The sequence below is a fragment of the Thioalkalivibrio sp. AKL10 genome (assembly GCF_000381845.1).
GTDB lineage: Bacteria > Pseudomonadota > Gammaproteobacteria > Ectothiorhodospirales > Ectothiorhodospiraceae > Thioalkalivibrio > Thioalkalivibrio versutus.
In genome coordinates this window covers 177,004-198,967 of record NZ_KB907142.1, presented here as the reverse complement: position 1 = coordinate 198,967, position 21,964 = coordinate 177,004, and the positions used below count along the sequence as shown (strand labels likewise).

23 protein-coding genes are annotated in these 21,964 nt (G+C 68.5%); 16 read left to right on the top strand and 7 right to left on the bottom strand.

Annotation, left to right across the window (positions count from 1 at the left end):
* Positions 1 to 26: 26 nt before the first annotated feature.
* Entirely contained in the window at positions 27 to 881 is an 855-nt protein-coding gene (locus tag G333_RS0100940) for a DUF2189 domain-containing protein (protein ID WP_018146427.1), read from the bottom strand.
* A 221-nt stretch (positions 882 to 1,102) separates the two neighbouring features.
* Here G333_RS0100940 and leuS point away from each other — a divergent pair, with 221 nt between their 5' ends.
* Genes leuS through G333_RS0100900 form a run of 8 tightly spaced genes read left to right on the top strand, consistent with a single transcriptional unit; the run spans position 1,103 to position 8,830 of the window.
* Positions 1,103 to 3,694, top strand: a complete 2,592-nt coding sequence (gene leuS, locus G333_RS0100935; RefSeq protein ID WP_019627434.1) for a leucine--tRNA ligase — start codon at positions 1,103 to 1,105, stop codon at positions 3,692 to 3,694.
* Complete coding sequence (gene lptE, locus G333_RS0100930; RefSeq protein ID WP_026287982.1) at positions 3,691 to 4,230, top strand: LPS assembly lipoprotein LptE; 540 nt, start codon at positions 3,691 to 3,693, stop codon at positions 4,228 to 4,230. The genes leuS and lptE overlap by 4 nt, the downstream gene beginning before the upstream one ends.
* Positions 4,230 to 5,267: a DNA polymerase III subunit delta gene (gene holA / locus G333_RS0100925; protein WP_019568431.1), complete on the top strand. Its 1,038-nt coding sequence runs from the start codon at positions 4,230 to 4,232 to the stop codon at positions 5,265 to 5,267. Before lptE ends, holA begins: the two co-directional genes overlap by 1 nt.
* Positions 5,268 to 5,271: 4 nt before the next feature.
* Positions 5,272 to 6,579, top strand: a complete 1,308-nt coding sequence (locus G333_RS0100920; RefSeq protein WP_019568430.1) for a glutamate-5-semialdehyde dehydrogenase — start codon at positions 5,272 to 5,274, stop codon at positions 6,577 to 6,579.
* A 45-nt stretch (positions 6,580 to 6,624) separates the two neighbouring features.
* Positions 6,625 to 7,275: a nicotinate-nucleotide adenylyltransferase gene (nadD, locus tag G333_RS0100915; RefSeq protein WP_018952072.1), complete on the top strand. Its 651-nt coding sequence runs from the start codon at positions 6,625 to 6,627 to the stop codon at positions 7,273 to 7,275.
* Between the two features lie 8 nt (positions 7,276 to 7,283).
* Positions 7,284 to 7,676, top strand: a complete 393-nt coding sequence (gene rsfS, locus G333_RS0100910) for a ribosome silencing factor (RefSeq protein WP_018146421.1) — start codon at positions 7,284 to 7,286, stop codon at positions 7,674 to 7,676.
* Between the two features lie 22 nt (positions 7,677 to 7,698).
* Positions 7,699 to 8,169 (top strand): 23S rRNA (pseudouridine(1915)-N(3))-methyltransferase RlmH, encoded by a 471-nt coding sequence (rlmH, locus tag G333_RS0100905; protein WP_018938786.1) that lies wholly within the window; start codon positions 7,699 to 7,701, stop codon positions 8,167 to 8,169.
* 7 nt (positions 8,170 to 8,176) lie between these two features.
* Complete coding sequence (locus tag G333_RS0100900) at positions 8,177 to 8,830, top strand: nucleoside triphosphate pyrophosphatase (protein ID WP_019563625.1); 654 nt, start codon at positions 8,177 to 8,179, stop codon at positions 8,828 to 8,830.
* On the opposite strand, the gene G333_RS0100895 is transcribed toward G333_RS0100900, so the two are convergent.
* A complete protein-coding gene (locus G333_RS0100895; protein WP_018938788.1) occupies positions 8,787 to 9,209 on the bottom strand; it encodes a DNA polymerase III subunit chi in 423 nt (140 codons plus the stop codon). The genes G333_RS0100900 and G333_RS0100895 overlap by 44 nt on opposite strands.
* 16 nt (positions 9,210 to 9,225) lie before the next feature.
* On the bottom strand, positions 9,226 to 10,704 hold the full coding sequence (locus G333_RS0100890) for a leucyl aminopeptidase (protein WP_018938789.1): 1,479 nt from the start codon (positions 10,702 to 10,704) through the stop codon (positions 9,226 to 9,228).
* A gap of 88 nt (positions 10,705 to 10,792) precedes the next feature.
* On the opposite strand from G333_RS0100890, the gene lptF reads away from it, so the two are divergent.
* From lptF to G333_RS0100875, 3 genes are read left to right on the top strand one after another with little or no spacing between them, the layout of a single operon-like run.
* Entirely contained in the window at positions 10,793 to 11,920 is a 1,128-nt protein-coding gene (lptF, locus tag G333_RS0100885; protein WP_018952069.1) for an LPS export ABC transporter permease LptF, read from the top strand.
* Positions 11,917 to 12,990, top strand: coding sequence for an LPS export ABC transporter permease LptG (gene lptG, locus G333_RS0100880; protein ID WP_018168184.1), 1,074 nt, complete (start codon positions 11,917 to 11,919; stop codon positions 12,988 to 12,990). The genes lptF and lptG overlap by 4 nt, the downstream gene beginning before the upstream one ends.
* Positions 12,987 to 13,631: a GDSL-type esterase/lipase family protein gene (locus G333_RS0100875; protein ID WP_018168183.1), complete on the top strand. Its 645-nt coding sequence runs from the start codon at positions 12,987 to 12,989 to the stop codon at positions 13,629 to 13,631. The genes lptG and G333_RS0100875 overlap by 4 nt, the downstream gene beginning before the upstream one ends.
* Positions 13,632 to 13,898: 267 nt before the next feature.
* Here G333_RS0100875 and G333_RS0100870 read toward each other — a convergent pair whose 3' ends face one another.
* A complete protein-coding gene (locus G333_RS0100870) occupies positions 13,899 to 14,438 on the bottom strand; it encodes an RDD family protein (RefSeq protein WP_018650502.1) in 540 nt (179 codons plus the stop codon).
* A 59-nt stretch (positions 14,439 to 14,497) separates the two neighbouring features.
* On the opposite strand from G333_RS0100870, the gene G333_RS0100865 reads away from it, so the two are divergent.
* Positions 14,498 to 14,851, top strand: a complete 354-nt coding sequence (locus tag G333_RS0100865; RefSeq protein ID WP_018168181.1) for a PilZ domain-containing protein — start codon at positions 14,498 to 14,500, stop codon at positions 14,849 to 14,851.
* Positions 14,852 to 14,870: 19 nt separating this feature from the next.
* On the opposite strand, the gene glp is transcribed toward G333_RS0100865, so the two are convergent.
* The 3 genes from glp to mobA are packed head-to-tail and all read right to left on the bottom strand — an operon-like array spanning position 14,871 to position 17,318.
* Positions 14,871 to 16,127, bottom strand: a complete 1,257-nt coding sequence (gene glp, locus G333_RS0100860; RefSeq protein ID WP_018168180.1) for a gephyrin-like molybdotransferase Glp — start codon at positions 16,125 to 16,127, stop codon at positions 14,871 to 14,873.
* Positions 16,128 to 16,141: 14 nt separating this feature from the next.
* Complete coding sequence (mobB, locus tag G333_RS0100855) at positions 16,142 to 16,684, bottom strand: molybdopterin-guanine dinucleotide biosynthesis protein B (protein WP_018168179.1); 543 nt, start codon at positions 16,682 to 16,684, stop codon at positions 16,142 to 16,144.
* A gap of 52 nt (positions 16,685 to 16,736) precedes the next feature.
* The gene (gene mobA, locus G333_RS0100850; protein ID WP_018168178.1) at positions 16,737 to 17,318 is read right to left on the bottom strand and encodes a molybdenum cofactor guanylyltransferase MobA; all 582 of its coding nucleotides are present in this window, start codon (positions 17,316 to 17,318) and stop codon (positions 16,737 to 16,739) included.
* 127 nt (positions 17,319 to 17,445) lie between these two features.
* Here mobA and G333_RS0100845 point away from each other — a divergent pair, with 127 nt between their 5' ends.
* The 4 genes from G333_RS0100845 to G333_RS0100830 all read left to right on the top strand — a co-directional run bounded on the left by G333_RS0100845 (position 17,446) and on the right by G333_RS0100830 (position 21,571).
* Positions 17,446 to 18,999 carry a nodulation protein NfeD gene (locus G333_RS0100845; protein ID WP_019627433.1) on the top strand — a complete coding sequence of 518 codons (1,554 nt, stop codon included), beginning with the start codon at positions 17,446 to 17,448 and terminating at the stop codon, positions 18,997 to 18,999.
* 39 nt (positions 19,000 to 19,038) lie between these two features.
* Complete coding sequence (locus tag G333_RS0100840) at positions 19,039 to 19,857, top strand: slipin family protein (protein WP_018168176.1); 819 nt, start codon at positions 19,039 to 19,041, stop codon at positions 19,855 to 19,857.
* A 3-nt stretch (positions 19,858 to 19,860) separates the two neighbouring features.
* The gene (xerD, locus tag G333_RS0100835) at positions 19,861 to 20,766 is read left to right on the top strand and encodes a site-specific tyrosine recombinase XerD (protein WP_018168175.1); all 906 of its coding nucleotides are present in this window, start codon (positions 19,861 to 19,863) and stop codon (positions 20,764 to 20,766) included.
* Between the two features lie 91 nt (positions 20,767 to 20,857).
* Positions 20,858 to 21,571 (top strand): DsbC family protein, encoded by a 714-nt coding sequence (locus tag G333_RS0100830; protein WP_018168174.1) that lies wholly within the window; start codon positions 20,858 to 20,860, stop codon positions 21,569 to 21,571.
* The last annotated feature ends 393 nt before the right edge of the window (positions 21,572 to 21,964 follow it).

The window sequence follows — 21,964 nt, the reverse complement described above, 5'->3', positions numbered from 1 at the left end:
CCCATCGCGTGGGGCGTCGCTGGGGATTAACGGGCGTCGACCAGATCCCGGTAGCCGTGCCACATGGCAAAGCCCAGCCAGGGGAAGATCACGATCAGCGCCAGCAGCGCGGTTGCCACCGAGACCATGAACAGCGCGGTGATGATCAGACCCCACAGGATCAGCGTACCCGGGTTGTGGCTGAAGGCCTTCAGGCTGACCCCGATCGATTCGATCAGGCTCTTTTGCGGGGCATCATCGCGTATCCGGTGATCCAGCAGGGCCGGGATCGTGACCAGGCTGAGGGCGAATACCGCGAGGCCGAACACAATGGCGGCCACCACCACCCCGACCAGCGAGATAATGCCGGCGCCGCTGCTGAGCATCGCGCCCACCAGGTGATGCAACTGCCCCATGACCGCGATTTCGCCGATGTTAAGCACCGCGATCCACATCCACACAAAGCTGGCCCAGATCACGAACAGGATGGCCAGCAGCGCGGCAAAGGCCCAGATCGAGCCACCCATCGGCCCCAGCCAGCCGAGGCCGGAACCGCCCGGCTCGCCGCGCTCTTTCTGCAGCGCGAGGTAGTTCACACCGACGGCGAGTACGGGTCCGAGGAGCAGGATGCCGGCCAGAAGCGAGAAGGCCATCCACGGCTGATTCCAGGACAGGCCCAGCAGGATCAGCGCGGCCAGGGTGATCACCAGGCCGTGCACCAGGGCCACTGGCATCTGCCAGAGGTCCCGCCAGCCTTTGCCGAGCCAGGTGCCCAGGTCCTCCGTCGCGATCTCGCGGATGGCCGGGGAATCCGTCTCCGGCGTGTGTTCGGGGACCGTTTCCCCCAAGTCCTCGGGATAGGCGCGCTGGAGCATGGGGACCACGTCTTTCTCTTCGCTCATAACCTGCCTCCTTGGAACGTTTTGCCAACCGCTTTCTTTGAATGTAGGTCTTGTGGCAGTCAGGTGGGGGTACTGTTCCCGGAGTTGCGTGACGGATATCACATCGAAGACGTGTGGCGAGGGGTGGCCGGGCCGTTTCCCAGCCGCTTGGAGGGGGTGGGGGCGACTGGTATTCTGCGCAGTTCTTTGTTTCACGCGAACACACAGGGCAGGTGGGCCACATGCAGGAGCAGTATTCCCCGGAGATGATCGAGGCGCAGGTGCAGCGCCAGTGGGAGGAGGCCGACTGCTTCCGTGCGCGCGAGGATGCCGCCGGCGAGCCGTTCTACTGCCTGTCCATGTTCCCGTATCCCTCGGGCAAGCTGCACATGGGGCATGTGCGCAACTACACCATCGGCGACGTGATCGCGCGCTTCCAGCGCATGCAGGGGCGCAGCGTGCTGCAGCCGATGGGCTGGGACGCCTTTGGCCTGCCGGCCGAGAACGCGGCGATGCAGAACCACGTGCCGCCGGCGGCCTGGACCCGCCAGAACATCGAGCAGATGCGCACCCAGCTCAAGCGCCTGGGGTTTGCCTACGACTGGTCGCGCGAGTTCGCCACCTGTGATTCCGATTACTACCGCTGGGAACAGTGGCTGTTCGTGCGCCTGCTGAAGAAAGGCCTGGTCTATCGCAAGAAGGCGACCGTGAATTGGGACCCGGTGGATCAGACCGTGCTCGCCAACGAACAGGTGATCGAGGGCCGTGGCTGGCGCTCCGGGGCGGTCGTCGAGCGCCGCGAGATGCCGCAGTGGTTCCTGCGCATCACCGACTACGCCGACGAACTGCTGGAGGCCCTGGACGAGCTGGACGGCTGGCCGGACCAGGTGCGCACCATGCAGCGCAACTGGATCGGGCGTTCCGAGGGCGTGGAGCTCGAGTTCGCGGTGGACGGTGGCGAGGCGCTGGCCGTCTACACCACGCGCCCGGATACCCTGTTCGGCGTCTCCTACATGGCGCTGGCGCCGGAGCACCCACGGGTGCAGGCGCTGGCGGAGCAGGACGCCGAGCTGGCCGCGTTCGTCGCCGACTGCGCGCAGGGCGGGGTGGCCGAGGCGGACCTGGCCACGATGGAGAAGAAGGGCCGCGCGCTGGGTTTCACCGCCCGCCACCCACTGACCGGCGAGGATGTCCCGGTCTGGGTCGCCAACTTCGTGCTGATGGAATACGGCACCGGCGCGGTGATGGCCGTGCCCGCGCATGACGAGCGCGACCACGAGTTCGCGACGAAATATGGCCTGCCGATCCGCCAGGTGATCGCCCCGGCGGATGGCGCCACGGTCGATGTGCAGCAGGCCGCGTTCACCGAGGCCGGCGTGCTGGTGAACTCCGGTGATTTCGACGGCCAGGCATCGGAGGCGGCCAAGGCGGCGATCGCCGAGCACTTGGAGCAGACCGGCATCGGCCGGCGCCGGCGCAACTACCGCCTGCGCGACTGGGGTATCTCGCGCCAGCGCTACTGGGGTTGCCCGATCCCGGTGATCCACTGCGAGGCCTGTGGGGCGGTGCCGGTGCCGGAAGCCGACCTGCCGGTGCGCCTGCCCGAGGACGTGATCCCGGACGGGGCCGGCTCGCCGCTGGCGCGCATGCCCGAATTCTTCGAGACCCCGTGCCCGGAATGCGGGCAGCCGGCGCGGCGCGAGACCGATACCTTCGACACCTTCTTCGAATCCAGCTGGTACTTCGCCCGCTACGCCTGTGCCGACAACGACACGGCCATGCTGGATGCGCGCGCCGACCACTGGCTGCCGGTGGATCAATACGTCGGCGGCATCGAGCACGCGGTGCTGCACCTGTTGTACGCGCGCTTCTTCCACAAGCTGCTGCGCGACGAGGGCCTGCTGGCCTCCGACGAGCCGTTCACCCGCTTGCTGACCCAGGGCATGGTGATCGCACCGACCTTCTTCCGCGAGCGTGCTGACGGCGGGAAGGACTGGATCAACCCGGCGGACGTCGAACTGGAACGCGCCGAGGACGGTTCGGTGAAGGCCGCGCGCCACCGCGAGGACGGGGCGCCGGTCGTGGTCGGCGGCATGGAGAAGATGTCCAAGTCGAAGAACAACGGCGTGGACCCGCAGGCCCTGATCGAGCGCTTCGGCGCGGATACCGCGCGGCTGTTCACCATGTTCGCGGCCCCGCCGGACCTGTCGCTGGAATGGTCCGACTCCGGCGTGGAGGGCGCGCATCGCTTCATCAAGCGCCTGTGGCGCGCGGTCCACGAGCACGTGGGCGGCGAGTCGCCCGGGGCGCTGGACACGGACGCGCTGGACGATGCCGGGCGCGAGCTGCGGCGCAAGCTGCACGACACCATCGCCAAGGTTACCGACGACATCGGCCGGCGCCAGACCTTCAACACCGCGGTGGCCGCGAACATGGAATTGCTGAACGACCTCGGCAAGTTCCCGCAGGACGCCGCCGGGGCCCCGGCCGTGCGCCAGGAGGCGCTGGAGGGCATCGTGCGCATGCTGGCCCCGATCATCCCGCACGTGACCGAAACGCTGTGGCGGACCCTGGGTCACGACGAGCTGGTGGCCGCCACGCAATGGCCGCAGGTCGACGAGGCCGCACGCCAGGCCGCGCAGGAGACCCTGGCGGTGCAGGTGAACGGCAAGCGCCGTGCCGAGATCGCGGTCCCGTCCGGGGCCGACAAGGACGCGATCGAGACCGTTGCGCGCAACGACGAGAACGTGCAGCGCCATATCGAGGGGCAGGATGTGATCAAGGTGATTGTTGTTCCCGGCCGTCTGGTCAATTTCGTGGTGAAGCCGCAATGAGCGCCCTTTTGCGCGCGGGTCTGGTACTGGTCCTGGTGGCCGCGCTGGCCGCCTGCGGCTTTCAGCTGCGTGGCGGTAGCGAGTGGCCGGAGACACTGAATCCGGTGCAGATCACTGGCATCAATGCGCGCGACTCGCTGTACCGCGAACTGGCCGTGACCCTGGGCTCCTCGGGCGTGGACGTCGTGCGCCAGCGCCCGGAGGGCCAGGGTGCGATCCTGGAGATCCGTTCGGTCAACGATCAGCGCCGCACGCTGTCGGTGACCGAGGCCGCGCGGGTGTCCGAGTACGAACTGGTGCGCACGGTCGACGCGCGCCTGCGCCCGGTGGACGGCGAGGCGGTCGACCTGGGGCCACTGCGCGCCTCGCGCATCTATCTGTTCGATGGCACCGCGGTGCTCAGCCGGGGCGAGCGCGAATCCACCCTGCGCGAGGCGATGGACCGCGACATCGTCAGCCAGCTGCAGCGCCGGATCGCCGCACTGATCGAGCCGGACGGCAGCCTGCGCGAAGCCGCGGAGGACCCGGCCCCGTAATGGCGCTGGATATCGCCCGCCTGGAGCAGGATCTGGCGCGCGGGCTCGCGCCGATCTACCTGTTGCTGGCCGAGGAGCCGTTGCAGGCGATCGAGGCGGCCGATGCGATCCGCGCTGCCGCCCGCGAGCAGGGCTTCCTGGAGCGCACGGTGCTGGACCTGACCGCGCAATCGGACTGGGGCCCGTTCGAGGCCGCGATCCGCGACCGGTCGCTGTTTGCCGAGCGCACGGTGCTGGACGTGCGCCTGGCGACCGGCAAGCCGGGCAAGACCGGTGGCGACCACCTGAAGGCCTACGCCGGCGACCCGCAGGCTGACCTGGTTCTGCTGCTGCAGTTGCCGCGGCCGGATCGCGACATGCGGCGGGCGGCCTGGTTCAAGGCCCTGGAGAACCGTGCGGTGGTGATCCACGCGCGCCCGGTGCCGCCGGCCCAGCTGGGTAGCTGGATCCGTGCGCGGCTGCAGAGGAACGGTCTGCGCATCACCGACCCGGCGCTGGCGTTGCTGGTCGCGCGGGTGGAGGGCAACCTGCTGGCCGCGCGCCAGGAGATCGAGAAGCTGGCGCTGGCCGGCGTGACCGAGATCGACGAGTCCGTGCTGGCGGAGGCCACCACGGATTCCGCGCGCTTCGAGCTGTTTGCCCTGGCCCCGACCGCGCTGCGCGGCGATGTCCGCCACGCCCTGCGCATGCTGGAGGGGCTGCTGGACGAGGGGCAGGCCGAGCCGCTGATCCTGTGGGCGCTGGCGCGCGAGTGCCGGCTGCTGGTGCAGGCGATGGAGCGCAAGGCGGCCGGCGCGCCCGACCGCGAGGCCTTCCAGGGCAGCTTTGGCGACGGCCAGAAGGCCCTGCGCCAGGCAATGTCGCGCCTGGACCTGAGCGCGGCGCGGGGCCTGCTGGGCGAGGCCGCGCGCGTGGATCGGGTCATCAAGGGTCAGGAAAACGGCAATGCCAGGCAGGGGTTGCTAGACTTGGTGGCCCGTATGGCGGGGCGGCCGCTGACCCGACCCGAACCCGCACTGAATTCTCAACGAGTCTGACTGCATGAACGCTGCCGTGAACCCCACTGAATCCACCGCTACCAGCGGCGTGGTCGCCCAGGTCGAGGCGCTCGGCCGCGCTGCGCGCGCCGCATCGCGGCGTATGGCCGAGGCCGAGCCGGGGGCGAAGAACGCCGCACTGCATGCGATCGCCGAGGGCATCGTCGCGCGCCGCGCCGAGCTGAATGAGGCCAACAGCCGTGACCTGGAGGCCGGGCGCGAGCGCGGCCTGGACGCCGCGATGCTGGATCGCCTGGCGCTGACCGATGCCCGCATCGACACCATGATCGAGGGCTGCCGCCAGGTAGCCGGGCTGCCCGACCCGGTGGGCACGATCTCCGATATGGCCTACCAGCCGAGCGGTATCCAGGTCGGCCAGATGCGCGTACCGCTGGGCGTGATCGGGATCATCTACGAGTCGCGGCCGAACGTGACCATCGACGCCGCCGCGCTGTGCCTGAAGTCCGGCAATGCGGCGATCCTGCGTGGCGGCTCCGAGTCGCTGCATTCCAATCAGGCCCTGGCCGCGATTATCCAGGCCGGGCTGGAGCAGGCGGGGTTGCCGCGCGAGGCGGTGCAGGTGGTGCCGACCACCGACCGCGCGGCGGTCGGCGCGCTGCTGCGCATGCCGCAGTACGTGGACGTGATCGTCCCGCGCGGCGGCAAGGGCCTGATCGAGCGCGTCAGCAACGAGTCGCAGATCCCGGTGATCAAGCACCTGGACGGCGTCTGCCACGTGTACGTGGATGGCGGTGCGGATGCCGACAAGGCGCTGGCCGTCGCGGTGAACGCGAAGACCCAGCGCTACGGCACCTGCAACACCATGGAGACGCTGCTGGTGCACGCGGACCAGGCCGAGGCCTTCCTGCCGCGCCTGGCCACGGTCCTGGGCGAGCACCAGGTGAGCCTGCGCGGCTGCGCGCGCACCCGCGCCATCCTCGCCGATAGCGGGGCCGACATCGCGGAAGCCACCGAGGACGACTGGGTGGCCGAATACCTGGGGCCGATTCTCGCGATCCGCGTGGTCGACGACCTCGATATGGCGATCGATCACATCAATACCTATGGCTCGCACCACACCGACAGCATCGTGACCGAGGACTACACCCGCGCCCGGCGTTTCCTGCGCGCGGTGGACTCCAGCTCGGTCATGGTGAATGCCTCCACCCGCTTCGCCGACGGCTTCGAGTACGGCCTGGGCGCGGAGATCGGCATCTCCACCGACAAGTTGCATGCCCGGGGTCCGGTGGGCCTGCACGGGCTGACCACGCTCAAGTACGTGGTGTTCGGCGACGGCCATGTACGTGGCTAAGGGAGACGCGCGATTGAATCAGCGTCTCCCTGGGGCGATCCCCGCGTGATCGGGATCCTCGGCGGCACCTTCGACCCGATCCACTTCGGCCACCTGCGCCCGGCGCTGGAGATCCAGCAGCACCTGGGGCTGGAGCGCGTGCACTTCATCCCCTGCCACGTACCGCCGCATCGCACGAGCCCCGGCACCGGCAGCGACGACCGCCTGGCGATGGTGGAGCAGGCGATTGCGGACGTACCGGGATTCGTCGCCGACCGTCGCGAGCTGGATCGTCAGGGGCCGTCCTACACCGTGGATACCCTGCTCAGTTTCCGCGAGGAGCTGGGGCCGGACGCGCCGTTGGTGCTGATCATGGGCATGGACGCCTTCGCCGGGCTGCCATCGTGGAACCGCTGGCAGCAGATCTTCGAGCTGGCGCATATCGTGGTCTCGCACCGCCCCGGCAGCCCGGCCTCCCACGATCTGGGCGGCTGGCTGGGGAACGCCGCGACGCACGACCCGGCGGCGCTGCGCAAGGCGCCCGGGGGGCTGGTCTACTTCCAGCCGGTGACCCAGCTCGACATCTCCGCCACCGCCATCCGGGACGAACTGCAGGCCGGGCGCAGCCCGCGCTTCCTGCTCCCCGGGGCCGTCAATCGCTACATCCAGGACCACGGTCTGTACCGGGCCGGGTCGAACCGCAATCACGGGACATGACCGACACAATGAACAGCGAACAACTCCTGGAGCTGGTGACCACCGCTCTGGACGACATGAAGGCACAGAACATCCGCACCATCGACGTGCGTGGCAAGACCACGCTGACGGATTTCATGGTGATCGCCTCCGGGACCTCGGGGCGTCACGTGCAGTCCACCGCCGAGTCGGTGGCCACCGAGGCCAAGCAGGCCGGCATCCCGCCCTTGGGGGTCGAGGGTCAGGAGAGCCAGGAGTGGGTGCTGGTGGACCTGAACGATGTGATCGTTCACGTGATGCTCCCGGAGACCCGCGACTTCTACAACCTGGAAAAGCTCTGGATGGCGGAGGAGGCCGCGGACACCGAAAAGGCCGCCCCCGAGGACCCCAGCCTGGAGCGGGTCCGGCGCCTGCGGCGCTGAACGCCGAGCGAGGCTTCGCCCGATGCGCCTGGACCTGATCGCGATCGGCAAGCGCATGCCCGACTGGGTGGCGGACGGCTTCGCCGAATACGCCGGGCGCCTGCCGCGCGAGCTGGAGCTGAACCTGCAAGCGCTGGCGGGCCCCTCGGGCGCGAAGTCGATGGACACCACCACGCTCCTGCGCCGCGAGGGCGAGATCCTGCTGAAGGCGATTCCCGAGGGTGCGCGCGTGATCCTGCTGGATGAGCGCGGCAAGGCGGTCGACACCAAGGGTGTGGCCAAGCGCCTGGAGGACTGGCAGGCGGACGGTCGCGACGTCGCGCTGGTGATTGGCGGGGCCGCCGGGCTGGACGAGGCCGTGCGTGCCCGCGCCGAATGGGCCTGGTCGCTATCGCCGCTGACCTTCCCGCACATGCTGGTGCGGGTGCTGGTCGCCGAGCAGCTCTACCGCGCGTGGTCGTTGCTGAACAACCACCCCTATCACCGCGCCTGAGTCCCGCATGAGCCTGACGCCGCCGCTGTTGCTCGCCTCCGCCTCGCCGCGTCGGCGGGAACTGCTGGAGCAGGTCCAGCTCGCCTTCGAGGTGGCGCCGATGGACGTGGACGAGAGCGCGCGGCCGGGCGAGACGCCGGAGGCCCTGGTCGAGCGCCTGGCCGTCGCCAAGGCGGAGGCGGCTCGCGATCGCCTGGCTTCCGGCCAGTGGGTGCTGGCGGCCGACACCGTGGTCGCCGTGGACGACGACGCACTGGGCAAGCCCGCGGATTTCGCCGACGCCGCCGCCATGCTCGGGCGGCTGTCCGGACGCGAGCACCGGGTCGTGTCCGGCATGGCCCTCTGGCGCCCCGGCGAGGCCCTGCGCGCCCGTCACGTGACGACCCGGGTACGCCTGCGCGAGCTGAGCCCGGCCGACATCGAGGCCTACTGGGCGACCGGCGAGCCACACGGCAAGGCCGGTGCCTACGCCATCCAGGGCCGCGGCGCCGCCTTTGTCGAGTGGATCGAGGGCTCCTACACCAACGTGGTCGGGTTGCCCCTGTTCGAGCTGGAGGCCTGGCTGCGCGAGATCCCCGACCCGCCGCCGCGTGTCGGATCGGCGTCTCCCGCGGTCGTTACTGGATCTTGTGGTGTTCCAGCGGGTAGCCGCGCTCCTTGAAGAAGCGGTAGCGGCTACGGCCGGCCTCGCGCCCCGTCTCGTCGCCACCGACGATGTCGGCGACCCGTTCGAAACGCCCGCAGTACTCCGGGACCTCGGGGGCGAGGTTGATCAGCACGTCGCAACGATCCGACGGCGCATGCGCCTCGTGCAGGGAGACCGGGACATCCGTGTCGCGCACGTCGGTGCTGTGCGGCAGAAAGGCCGTGTCCTCGAAGGTCCACAACCATTCATCCAGGGTGCGCGTCAGCTCCGGCGAGCCGGTATGGATATGTACTCGATGTCCCTGCCCGCTGGCCTTCTTTGCCAGACGGCAGACGAAGCGCAGGCGTGCCTCCGGGGCCGGGTCCTCGAGCAGGTAGAAGCTGACGTGGGTCATGCCCGCCGGACCGCGATCAGGCCTGGTCGAGCAGGTAGCGCATCAGCATCGGCACCGGGCGCCCGGTCGCGCCCTTTTCCTTGCCGCTCTTCCAGGCCACGCCGGCGATGTCGACATGCGCCCAGGTGTAGTCCTCGGTATAGCGCGACAGGAAGCAGGCGGCGGTGATGGTGCCGGCCGGGCGCCCGCCGATGTTGGCCATGTCGGCGAAATTGCTCTTCAGCTGTTCCTGGTACTCCGGCCACAGCGGGAGCTGCCAGGCGCGATCCCCGCTCTCCTCGCCGGCGGCCAGCAGGCCCTTGGCCAGACGCTCGTTGTTGCCGAGCACGGCCGCGCCCTGGTGCCCCAGCGCGATGATGCAGGCACCGGTCAGGGTGGCGATGTCGATCACCGCCTTCGGCTTGTAGCGCTCGACCCAGGTCAGGGCGTCGGCCAGGACCAGGCGGCCCTCGGCGTCGGTGTTCAGGATCTCCACCGTCTGCCCGGACAGGGTAGTGATGATATCGCCGGGGCGGGTCGCGCGGCCGTCGGGCATGTTCTCGGCGCTGGTCACCACGCCGATCACATTGATCGGCAACTCCAGTTCGCAGCAGGCCTCGATCACGCCGAACACGCTGGCCGCGCCACACATGTCGTACTTCATCTCGTCCATCTCGGCACCGGGCTTGAGCGAGATGCCGCCGGTGTCGAAGGTGATGCCCTTGCCGACCAGGACCACCGGGGCGTCGCCCTTGTTGCCGCCGGAGTATTCCATGGCGATCAGGCGCGGCGGGCGCTCGGAGCCCTTGCCTACGGCCAGGATTGCGCCGGCGCCGAGTTTCTCCAGGTCCTTCTCGTCCAGCACCGTGGTCTTCAGCTTCTTGTTCTGCTTCGCCATTTCGCGCGCGGTGTCGGCCAGGCTCTCCGGGTAGCAGACATTCGGCGGGGTATTGCCCAGGTCCTTGGCGCGATTGACGCCGGTGGCGATCGCCGCAGCCTCGCTGCAGGCGCGCTTCGCCGCCTCGGCCTCGTCGCGCTCCACGCTGAGCTGGATCTTCTCCAGCTTCACCGGGGTGGTCTTCTCCTTGCCCTTGAACGGGGTGAAGCGGTAGGCGGCATCCGAGATCGCCGCCACCAGGGTATGCACCGTCCAGGCGATGTCCTTGCCGCGCGGCTGGAAGTCCGCCACCGCGATCACCGCGCTGGTGGCGGGGCGCTCGACCAGGGCGGCCGCCAACGTCTGCGCCGCCTTGCGCGCGGCGCGGGCGTCGAAGTCTTTCTTCGCGCCCAGGCCGATCAGGAGTGCGTTACCCTTGCCTCCACCGGTAGGCAGCAACAGCCGGCTGCCGGCCTCGCCGTCCATCTCGCCGGCCTTCAGCAGGGCGGTGATCTCGCCATCGCGCGCGGCATCCAGGGCGGTGGCGCCCGCGGCCGGCTTGCGCTTGTGGGCGATCCCGGCGGCGCGGATGCCGGCGCGGGGTTTGTCGAGGGTCGAGGTGGTGACGGAGAATTGCATGAATGCCTCCCGAAAATGAGTTCGATCATGGTACCAGCGCCAAGCGGCGCCCGACCACGCGCCGCGCGGGCCGCGGGGTAATGCGCGCATGATCCTGCGCCGCGCCGAGCGTCTTATCGCCCGCGAGCTGCTGGTCACGCAGACCGCGGTCACCGTCGTGCTGTTGCTGGTGATCATCGGCGGCGTGTTGGGGCGGGTGCTGCGCGATGTCGCCGAGGGCAGTATCCCCGTGGATTTCCTGCCGGGCATGGTCGCCTTCGGCGCGTTCAAGGGCATTGTGTTCCTTTGGCCGGTGGCGCTGTTCCTGGCCTTCATGCTGGTGCTGGGCCGGTTGCAGCGCGACAGCGAGCTGGTGGCGCTGCAGGCCAGCGGCATGTCCTTCGCCGCGTTTTATCGCGCGCTGTTCTGGGTGGCTGCGCCAGCCACGCTGCTGTTGCTGGTGCTGATGACGCTGGTGGTGCCACGCACCGAGGCCCAGATCGATCAACTGCGCGACCTCGCCGAGACACGCTCCGACCTGGTCGGCATCACGCCCGGGCGCTTCCTGCGCTCGCGGGTTGGCGAGCAGGTCTTCTTCGCCGAGCGCTTGAGCGAGGACCGCGAGGCCCTGCTGGAGGTGTTCATCTACCGCGAGGTCGACGGCGAGGCGCAGGTGACCGTAGCCGAGCGCGCGATTCCCGACCCGGGGGCCGAGGGTAGTGGTTTCCTGATCCTCGAGAACGGCTATCGCCATGTCGGCGTGCCCGGCGAGGGCAGCTTCCGCATGCTCGAGTTCGAGCGACTGCGGACCCAGATCACCGAACCGGATGCCGGGGCCGGGCGGCGCTCGCTGAACGCGATGTCGACGCTTCAGCTGTGGGCGGAGCGTGATCGGCCGGAACACCGTGCGGAGCTCGAATGGCGCATTGCGATGCCACTGTCCATCCTGGTGCTGACCCTGATTGCACTGCCGCTGGCCCAGGTGCCGCCCCGTTCCGGGCGTTATGCCCGCATCCCGGCGGCGATCGGCGTCTATGTGCTGTACGCGAACTTCCTGATCCTGGGGCAGGGGCAGCTGGCGGACGGCCGCACGCCACTGGCCCTGGGGCTCTGGTGGACGCACGGCCTGATGCTGGTTCTCTGGCTGTGGCTGGCCTGGCGCAAGGGCATGCTGGGCCTTGGCCGGGGCGCGGGTGGCGGCCCTCGCCGCGTCGAGCGTGACGAGGTGGCTTCGTGACGACCGTGCTGGGTCGCTACATCATGCGTCAGGTCCTGATCGGGACGGCGCTGGCCGTGGTCCTGCTGGTGGCGCTGGATGCGGTCTTCGCGCTGATTGACGAGCTGCGTGACACCGGGCGTGGCAACTATGGCCTGACCGAGGCGCTGCTGTATGTGGCGCTGACCCTGCCGCGGCGGATGTACGACATGCTGCCCCCGGCGGCGCTGCTCGGCGGACTGCTGTGGCTGGGCAATCTGGCTGCCAACAGCGAGCTGACCGCGATGCGGGCCGCCGGGATGACGCTTGGGCGCTTCATCGGCTGGGTGATGCAGGCCGGGCTGGTGGTCGTGGTGGTGATGGTGGTGGTCGGCGAATTCTTCGCCCCGGCCGCCGAGAGCCGCGCACAGAACCTGAAGGCCAGCGCCTTCGATGAACAGCTGAGTGTGAGCCCCATCGGGCTCTGGGCGCGCGATGGCCAGCGCATGGTGCAGGCGGATGCGGTGCTGCCGGGCAATCGCCTGATCGGCGTACGCATCATCGAGGTGGATGCGAACCGCGAGCCGCGCGAGATCACGCGCGCCCAGAGCGCGCAGTACGAGGACGGGGCCTGGCGGCTGCAGGGCGTGGAGCGTTCGCGGCTGTCGCTGGAGCGCGTCGAGGCCGAACGCCTGGAGGAGGAGACCATCGAGCGCCTGATCGCGCCGGAGTACTTCGACGTACTGGTGGTCGAGCCGAGCCAGATGGCGGCGCAGAACCTGGCGCGCTATATCGACTACCTGCAGGAAAATCGCCTGGACTCGGCCCCCTACGAGGTCGCGTTCTGGCAGCGACTGACCCTGCCGGCCAGCACCTTCGTGATGCTGCTGCTGGCGATCCCGTTCCTGTTCGGCTCGCAGCGCGAGGGTGGTGCCGGGCGGCGCCTGTTCATCGGCATCGCCATCGGCGTGTCGTTCGCCATCGTGATGCGCGCGATGACCCATCTGGGGCTGGTCTACAACCTGCCCCCGGTGGTTGCGGCGAGCCTGCCGGTGGTGCTGTTCCTGATCCTTGCGCTGGTGGCGCTGCAACGCATGGGGCGTCAGACATGAGGGGCTGGCTGCGCGGCGGGTTCCTGATCCTGCTGGCGGCCCTTCTGGCGGCCTGTGGTGGCGCGGGCCCGGGCGACTTCGAGCCACTCCCGCGCCAGGCCACGGTGCTCGCCTTCGGCGACAGCGTGACCCACGGGACCGGGGCGGGCTCGGGCGAGGACTATCCGGCGCGGCTGGCGGCGATCACCGGCTGGACGCTCATCAACGACGGGGTGCCGGGCGACCGCGCCAATAGCGCCCGCGGGCGCCTGGAGCCCAGCCTGCGCGAACACCAGCCGGACCTGGTGCTGATCTGGCTGGGCGGCAACGACTTTCTGCGCCAGCGCGATCCCGCCGCGGTCAAGGAGGATTTGCGCGCCCTGGTGGCAGCGGTGCATGAACACGGGGCCCAGCCATTGCTGCTGGGGGTGCCGCGGGCCTCGGCCCTGGGGGCCGCCACCGGGCGCCTGCGGGACGATCCGATCTATCGCGAACTCGCCCGCGAGGAACAGGTGGCCCTGATCGAGGGCGTGCTCTCCGGCGTGTTGTCCGAGCGCGACCTGCGTGCCGACCCCGTGCACCCCAACGCCCGTGGTTACCGTCGCATCGCCGACGAGATTGCCGAGGCCCTGGACGACCTCGGCCTCTGGCTCGCCCCCTGAGGGTTGTTCAATTAGCAACGAGCTTCAGCCCATTGCAGGGAACGTTCTCCCAAAGGCAGGCTCCTTCCGCCGCGGTAGGGTGCTGTTGAGCGCAGCGAAACGCACCATTTCCCGCGTTGTGCCCGTTCCTTGATGGGATTCGCTGCGCTCATCCCATCCTACGCCCCTACGATCCGGCGGCTGGTTGAACGTGATCGCTCATCAGGACGGCTTTTGACCTTGCCCGTCTTCGTGTGCTTCGTGGTGAAATAAAAAACCGGCTCGGGATCAGCTCTTGCGGTTCTGTTTCCAGCGGGGCTTGGCGAGGCCCTGGATGCGTACCAGTTCGGTGCTGGAGAGCCAGTCGTGCAGCATCCAGCGGCGCGGGTGGAACTGCGACAGGCCGAGCGCGAACAGCGCCGCCGCCGTGACCACGGTGATTGCCACGGCGCCGTGCTCGCGCACCGCCCAGATCGCCATCAGGATTACTAGCCACTGGGCCACCGCGACCAGGTAGCGCAGCGTCGCCTGCCAGGCATTGACCGCGTGGCCCCCCTCGGTGCGCAGCTGGATGTTCCAGGCCTGCATGCCAAGTGTCTGTCCGGTGCGGGTCCAGAACCAGTAGAAGAAGCCCCAGGCCACGATCAGGTTGAGCACGAAGTGCACACGCGGCGAGTACAGCCCGGTGGTATTGCCGAGGACAACCACCAGCAGGCCAAGGACCATCCAGATCGCTACCAGCAGCAGGGCATCGTAGACGATGGCGGCCAGGCGGCGGAGCAGGCTGGTCGGCTGGCCGTCGGCGGACGAGGCGGCGGTTTCGGTCATGGGATTCCCGGATGGTTCTGGATTTGGCCGCAGGCGCGGAGTGGGCGTAGTCTTGCCGTATGGAGCGACGCTTTCAACGTATCCCTCTGGAATTTCCGGCTACCCTGCTCACCGACGGCGGGGACTGCGCGGTTCGCGTGGAGGATATCTCCCTGAAGGGGGTGCTGCTGGAGGGCGCGGATCTTCCGGTCCTGGCCGATGGGGACGAGGTCAGCGTCGATATCCCGCTCAGCGGCGAGGCGCGCATCACCGTCGAGGGCCGCGTGTGCTGGCATGAAGGCCTGTGGCTGGGCGTGGAGATCGAGGCGATGCCGCTCGAATCCGCCTCGCACCTGCGGCGCCTGGTCGAGCTCAACCTGGGTGACGAGGCCCTGCTGGAGCGGGAATTCGCCGCGCTCGTCCAGTCCCCCTGAGCGCGGCCGGCAACCCGGATCACACCTCCGGGAAGATCTCCCGGAACGGCAGCACCTCCACCCAATCCCCCGCCCGGGCCCCGCTGGACTCGCGGGGCAAAACCACGTAGGCGTTGGCCTCGCTCATCGCGCGCAGCTGGTGCGAGCCCTGGCCGCCGGCGGCGCGGACCACCCAGCCGCGGTCGTCAGTCTCGAGTAACGCGCGCTGGAAGTCCTTGCGGCCCGGGGTCTTGTACAGATCCTCCAGCAGGCGGGCGTTCAGGGTCTGCGGCTCGGTCGCGTCGCGCCCGGCCAGCTGCAGCAAGGCCGGGCGTACCAGCAGGGCGAAGGTGGTCATTACCGCCACCGGGTTGCCGGGCAGGCCGAAGAAATGCGCGCGGCCGAACTGTCCGAATGCCAGTGGCCGTCCGGGCTTGATCGCCAGCTTCCAGAAACCGACTTGTCCCGAGGCCTGCAGTACGCGGGTCACGTGATCGGCATCGCCCACCGAGACGCCCCCGGTGGTGATGATCATGTCCGCGTCCGCACCGGCCCGGGTCAGGGCTCGTGAGACCTCCGCCTCGGTGTCGCGGATCACGCCGTAGTCCAGTACCTCCACCGGATAGGCGCTCAGCAGCGCGCGCAGGGTGTGGCGGTTGCTGTCGTGGATTTGTCCCGGGCCCAGCGGTTGATCGACGGGGACCAGTTCGTCCCCGGTCGAGAAGAAGGCCACGCGCGGCCGGCGCAGCACGCTTACCCGGGCGATACCCTGACTGGCCAGGACCCCGATCTCGGCGGCGCCGATGCGCTGCCCGGAAGCATATAGCGGGCTGCCGGCGGCGGTGTCACTGCCCGGTCCACGGATGTTGTGTCCCGTTGTCAGGCCGCCGTTTTGCAGGGTGATCGATTCCCCGTCCCGCTGCACCTGCTCCTGCATGATGACCAGTTCGGCCCCGGCCGGGACGACCGCGCCGGTCAGGATGCGCAGGCACTGGCCGGGCTGCAGCTCGCCATCCCAGGGATGCCCGGCCGCCGATGTGCCCACCAGTGCGAGACAGGCCCCGTCCGTTGCGTCCGCGGCGCGCAGGGCGTAGCCATCCATGGCCGAGACCGCCGCCGGTGGCACGTCGATGCGTGCGTGAATCGGCTGGGCCAGGGTGCGCCCGAGGGCCTCTTCCAGCGTGACCTGTTCGCTCTGGGTGATCGTCCGGCAGGCCTCCAGGATCGCGGCACGGGCCTGTTCCAGGGTCTTGGCGCTGGGGTCGAATTCGTCGCAACCGGGGGCAGCCTCGGGCATGGGATGTCTCCGCTTCAGGGATGGATATTCAGGTAGTCGATGATGAAGGCAGCCACTGCGTCGGGGTCGTTGACCGGCAGCAGTGGGCCGTCGAAGTCCAGGGTCGGGGCATCGGTGGCCACCGCGATCACCCCGGCGACCTCGCGGTACAGCGGCGGCTTGCCGACCGACGGGCGGTGCACCTCGATCTTCGGCAGGTCCCACTGCTTGAAGCCCTCGACCAGGATCAGGTCGGAGCGTCGCGGGTCCAGCCGCGCGCACAGCATGTCGAGATCCGGCACGCGGCCGTCGTCGGTCTCCGGCGTCTCCACCATCAGGGCGTAGCGCCGCCCGGAGGCGACCAGCATCTGGTCCGCCCCGGAGTGGCGCAGCTCAAAGCTGTCCTTGCCCGGCTTGTCCACGTCGAACTCGTGGTGGGCGTGCTTGATCATTGCCGGGCGCAGGCCACGGGCGCGCAGGGCCGGGATCACGCCCTTGAGCAGGGTCGTCTTGCCGCTGCCGCTCCAGGCGGCGAAGGCGATGCGGGGCAGGGGCGAGGGGATGGTCGGTTGGGTCATGGGCGTCGTTCCCGGGCACTGCGGTTCGGGATCGAGAGTATAGCGATCATGATCAGTCCCTCCCCAGGTCATCCGGTGTGTTGATGTTGGCGAACGCCTGCGGCTGATCGGAGAAATCGACGGGGATTGCCCCCATGTCGCGAAACCAGCGTCCTGCGGCCAGGGACCCGCGCTCCAGGTCGTCCAGCAGGGCCTGCGCCAGGGTCGGGCGCAGCAGCGCGAACAGCGGCTGCAGCCGTTCGCCGTCGTGGGCGACCGCGGCCGGGGCGTGTTCCCGGTCCACGGCCTGTTGCAGGCGTTCGCCGAGATCCCGCGGGCAATGCGGGGCGTCCACCGGGGCGCACAGGAGGTTCTGGCCGGGGAAGGCTGCGAAGGCCGCCGCGATCCCGGCCAGCGGGCCGCGGTAATCCGGGTGCCGATCGCACAGACAGGGAAACCCCAGCGCCCGATAGCGGTCGATATCGGTATTGCTGCTGATGGCCAGCTGTGCGGCCTGGGGCTGCAGGCGCTCGATCGCGTGTTCGATCAGCGGGCGCCCGTGGTACTCGACCCAGCCCTTGTTGCACCCGCCCATGCGGCGGCCCTGGCCGCCGGCCAGGATCACGGCGGTGAGGGTTTCGGGCGGGGTCTGCATTGCCTGCGTTTCCATGCGGGTCTGCGGGTTCGGCGCCGGTCCGGGCTTTGGTTTATCGTGGTGGTGTCGGCTGTCGCGTGTGCGCACGCAGTGTACGACGAATCCATCCTGACGGGAGAGGAAGCCCATGCGGGTTCCATTCGGGCGCAACGCGGGACAGGGCGGATGGCGCCCTTGGCGACATCTGTTGTGGCTGGCCTTGCTGGTGCTCGGTGCGGGCTGGCTGGTCGCGGCGAGTATGGCCGATACCGGGGATCGCCACGGCCTGATGCTGACCGTGGAGGACGCCATCGGCCCGGCCACCGGCGATTACATCCGTCGCGGCATTGAACGCGCGGAGGCGGAAGACGCCGAGATCCTGATCCTGATGCTGGATACCCCCGGCGGACTGGATTCCAGTATGCGCAGCATCATCAAGAACATCCTGCAATCGGACGTGCCGGTGGTGACGTATGTCCACCCGGCCGGCTCGCGCGCGGCCAGTGCCGGGACCTACATGCTCTATGGGTCGCATGTTGCGGCCATGACCCCGGCCACCAATCTGGGGTCGGCCACGCCGGTGCAGATGGGGGGCGGTGGGCTCCCGGGCATGGATCCGCCGGAAGCGGGCGAGGACGCCCGCGACGACGAGGACGCCGACGAGGCCCGTGGCGACGCGCGCGACGATGATACGGATACGGCGGCGGACGGTAACGGAACGGCCAATGGCGAGGTGGAGCCGGCCAGCGAGGAAGAGCTGCTGGAGGACGAGGCGGCCCCGCGGCGTGGCGACGACGCGATGGGGCGGAAGGTGCTGGAGGACGCGGTCTCGTACATACGCGGTCTGGCCGAGCGTTATGATCGCAACGCCGACTGGGCGGAGGAGACGGTACGCGAGGGTTCCAACCTGACCGCCTCCGCGGCGCTGGAGCAGAACGTCATCGACTTTGTGGCGGACAACCTGGACGACCTGCTCGCCCAGATCGACGGGCATACCGTGCGCATGCACGACGGTGAGCGCACACTCTCCACCGAGGGACTGGAGATCGTGCGCATGGACCCGGACTGGCGCACCCAGTTGCTGTCCGTGATCACCAACCCGAACATTGCCTATATCCTGATGCTGCTGGGGATCTACGGCATCATCTTCGAGCTGGCCAATCCGGGCGCGATCTATCCCGGCGTGATTGGCTCGATCGCGCTGATCCTGGCGTTCTTTGCGCTGCAGGTGATGCCGGTGAACTACGCGGGCCTGGCGCTGATGCTGCTGGGGATGATCTTCATGATCGCGGAGGCCTTTGTGCCCAGTTTCGGGGCCCTGGGCATAGGAGGAATCGTGGCGTTTACGACCGGTTCGATTATTTTGTGGGACGATCCCAACCTGAATGTGGCTCTGCCGCTGGTGATTGGCACGGCCATCGCCATCGGCATCCTGTCGGTCTGGGTGTTGGGCCGGTTGTTCAAGCTGCGTGGCAAGAAGCCCGCCACCGGTTATGAAGAGATGATCGGCATGGTCGGCGAGGCACGCGAGGACTTTGAACGCAGTGGCCGGGTCTGGGTCCACAGCGAGCAGTGGAACGCGGAGACCTCGGCACCCGTGCGCGAGGGGCAGAAGGTGCGGGTGACCGCCATCGACGGACTCAAGTTGCAGGTCGAACCCGCGACCGAAGAGGACACCCCGGGCACTGCATCGACCGGCTGACCGGTCGGTGCAGTACTCACAACGTAGAAGGAGCAGGACATGAACGATCTCGGTTTCTTTGTCGTTCCGCTAGTCATCCTGATCGCCATCATCGTGATGTCGATCAAGGTGCTGCGCGAGTACGAGCGTGGCGTCATCTTCTTTCTGGGGCGGTTCCAGGCAGTCAAGGGTCCGGGCCTGATCATCGTCATCCCGGGCATCCAGCAGATCGTGCGGATCGACCTGCGCATCATCACCCTCGACGTACCCAGTCAGGACGTGATCTCCCAGGACAACGTGACGGTACGGGTCAACGCGGTGCTGTACTTCCGCGTGGTGGATTCGGCCAAGTCGGTGATCCAGGTGGAAGACTACTACGCCGCGACCAGCCAGCTCGCGCAGACCACATTGCGCTCGGTCCTCGGCAAGCATGATCTCGACGAGATGCTCTCCGAGCGCGACAAGCTGAACAACGACATCCAGGAGATCCTCGACTCGCAGACCGACGCCTGGGGCATCAAGGTCACCAACGTCGAGATCAAGCACGTCGACCTGGACGACTCGATGATCCGTGCGATCGCCCGCCAGGCCGAGGCCGAGCGCGAACGCCGCGCCAAGGTCATCCACGCCGAGGGCGAACTGCAGGCGGCCGAGAAGCTGGTGCAGGCCGCGCAGAAGATGGAAGCGAGCCCGGCCGCGCTGCAGCTGCGCTACCTGCAGACCATGGCCGACATGTCGACCAACGGCACCGCCAACAGCATCTTCTTCCCGCTGCCGCTGGAACTGACCAAGGTGTTCGAGAGCCTGGCCGGAAAATTCCGCGCCGAGACCCCGGGGGCACCGGGCAATCCGGGCAATCCCGGGGGCGGCCAGCCGTAACGCGTGACCAGCGCCGAGACGACCTCGTCGCCCCTCGATCGTTTCCTGGACGAGCTCTGGGCGGTCGAGGGGCTCTCCGATCACACCCTGGCGGCGTACCGCCGCGACCTGGAGGGCCTGGCGCACTGGCTGGAGCCCAGGGGCGTGGACCTGGAGACCGCCGGGGCGCCCGACCTGCTGGGGTACATCAGCGCGCGCATGCAGGCCGGGGCCCGGCCGAAGTCCATTACCCGGGCGCTGTCCAGCATCCGGCGTTTCTATCGCTATCGGGTCTATCAGGGCGAGCGCGAGGATGACCCCAGTGCCGGGATCGAATCGCCCCGCGCCGGACGCCCGTTACCGGCCAGTCTGTCCGAGGCCCAGGTGGACGCCCTGTTGCAGGCGCCCGACCTCGAGACCGCTGTGGGCCTGCGCGACCGCGCGATGCTGGAGCTGATGTACGCCACTGGCCTGCGCGTGTCGGAACTGGTGGGCCTGGAGCAGTCGGAGGTGAACAGCCGTCAGGGCGTGGTGCGCATCACCGGCAAGGGCGACAAGGAACGCCTGGTGCCGCTGGGCGAGGAGGCGGCGCACTGGCTGGCCCGTTTCCAGCGCGAGGCGCGGCCGGACCTGATGGATGGCCACCCGCCCTGCGAGGCGGTGTTTGTCACCCGCCGCGGGCGCGGGCTGACGCGCCAGGCCTTCTGGTACCGTATCAAGGCTCATGCACGGAGTGCCGGCATCGAATCGCCATTGTCGCCGCATACCCTGCGCCACGCCTTCGCGACCCACCTGCTCGATCACGGGGCGGACCTGCGCGTGGTGCAGATGCTGCTGGGCCACAGCAGCCTCTCGACCACGCAAATCTATACCCACGTCGCACGCGCCCGTCTGCAAAGCCTGCATGCGGAACATCATCCCCGCGGCTGACGTCTATTACGCACTCTTGCCAGCTTTCGCAGGTTCCCCGCGTGGGGGCTGCTAGACTGGCTCTGTTTTCTGTACTGACACGAGAGAATCCATGCTCCTGAAACGCGTTCTTCCCCTTGCCGCGGCCCTGGCCGTGTTCAGCACCCCGGTCATGGCGACCGATGCCATCGAGGAAACCATGGCCCGGGTGATTCCGGATGCCGAGGCCGACAGCATCCGGGAGACCCCGATGGCTGGCATCTACGAGGTGCGCTACGGCACCGATATCCTCTATGTGTCCGGGGACGGCCGCTATCTGATTCAGGGCAACCTGGTCGATCTGGACACCCGCGAGAACCTGACCCAGGCCGCGCTCAGCGGGGTGCGCGCCGACATGTTCGCCGCCATCGGCGACAGCGAGCTGGTGACCTACTCGCCGAACGGTGACACTCGCGGTGTGCTGAACATCTTCACCGACCCGAACTGCCCCTACTGCCGCGAAATCCACCAGGACCTGCCGGAGTATCTGGCGGCTGGCATCAAGGTGCGCTACCTGATGTTCCCGGTCCTCGGTCGCGATTCTCCGGAGATCATGGATCGCATCTGGTGCGCGGATGACCGCGAAGACGCGATGGATCGGGCCAAGGAAGGCGACAAGCTGAACGACATCGACGGCAGCTGCGCCACGCCGCAGGATCAGCACATGGCCATGGGCCAGCAACTTGGGCTGCGCGGCACCCCGGCACTGATCACGGAGAGCGGACAACAGATGTCCGGCTACCAGGAACCGCAGGCGGTGATCGAGCGCATCCTCGGCAGTAACTGATATCCAGGCGCCGGGTCGCGCATTGCGATCCGGCTGCGGGATGGAGATGACATGCTTGAGTATCAGCTGAACGTCGAACGGGTGGACGCGCACGGCAGCCTGGCGCACGCCAAGCAGGCCGAAGTCACCCTGGACACCGACATGGACGGGCGCGACGATGCTTAGGGAGACGCTGATTGAATCGCGCATCCGCGTTGGCGCCCCAGGTTTTCCGAGACAAGGCGCGGTGCGCAGCCGGTAGTGGTGCTACCGGCAAGGGCCGCAACGCAGGATCGGGGAACCTGGGGTGCCAACCCCGAAGGGGCTCGGCCGCTTTTGCGCGCGCACGGCGTTGCGGCTCCCTTGTGCAGAATGACTGCACGGCAGTCACCGCGCCTTGTTCGCACGCAAAAG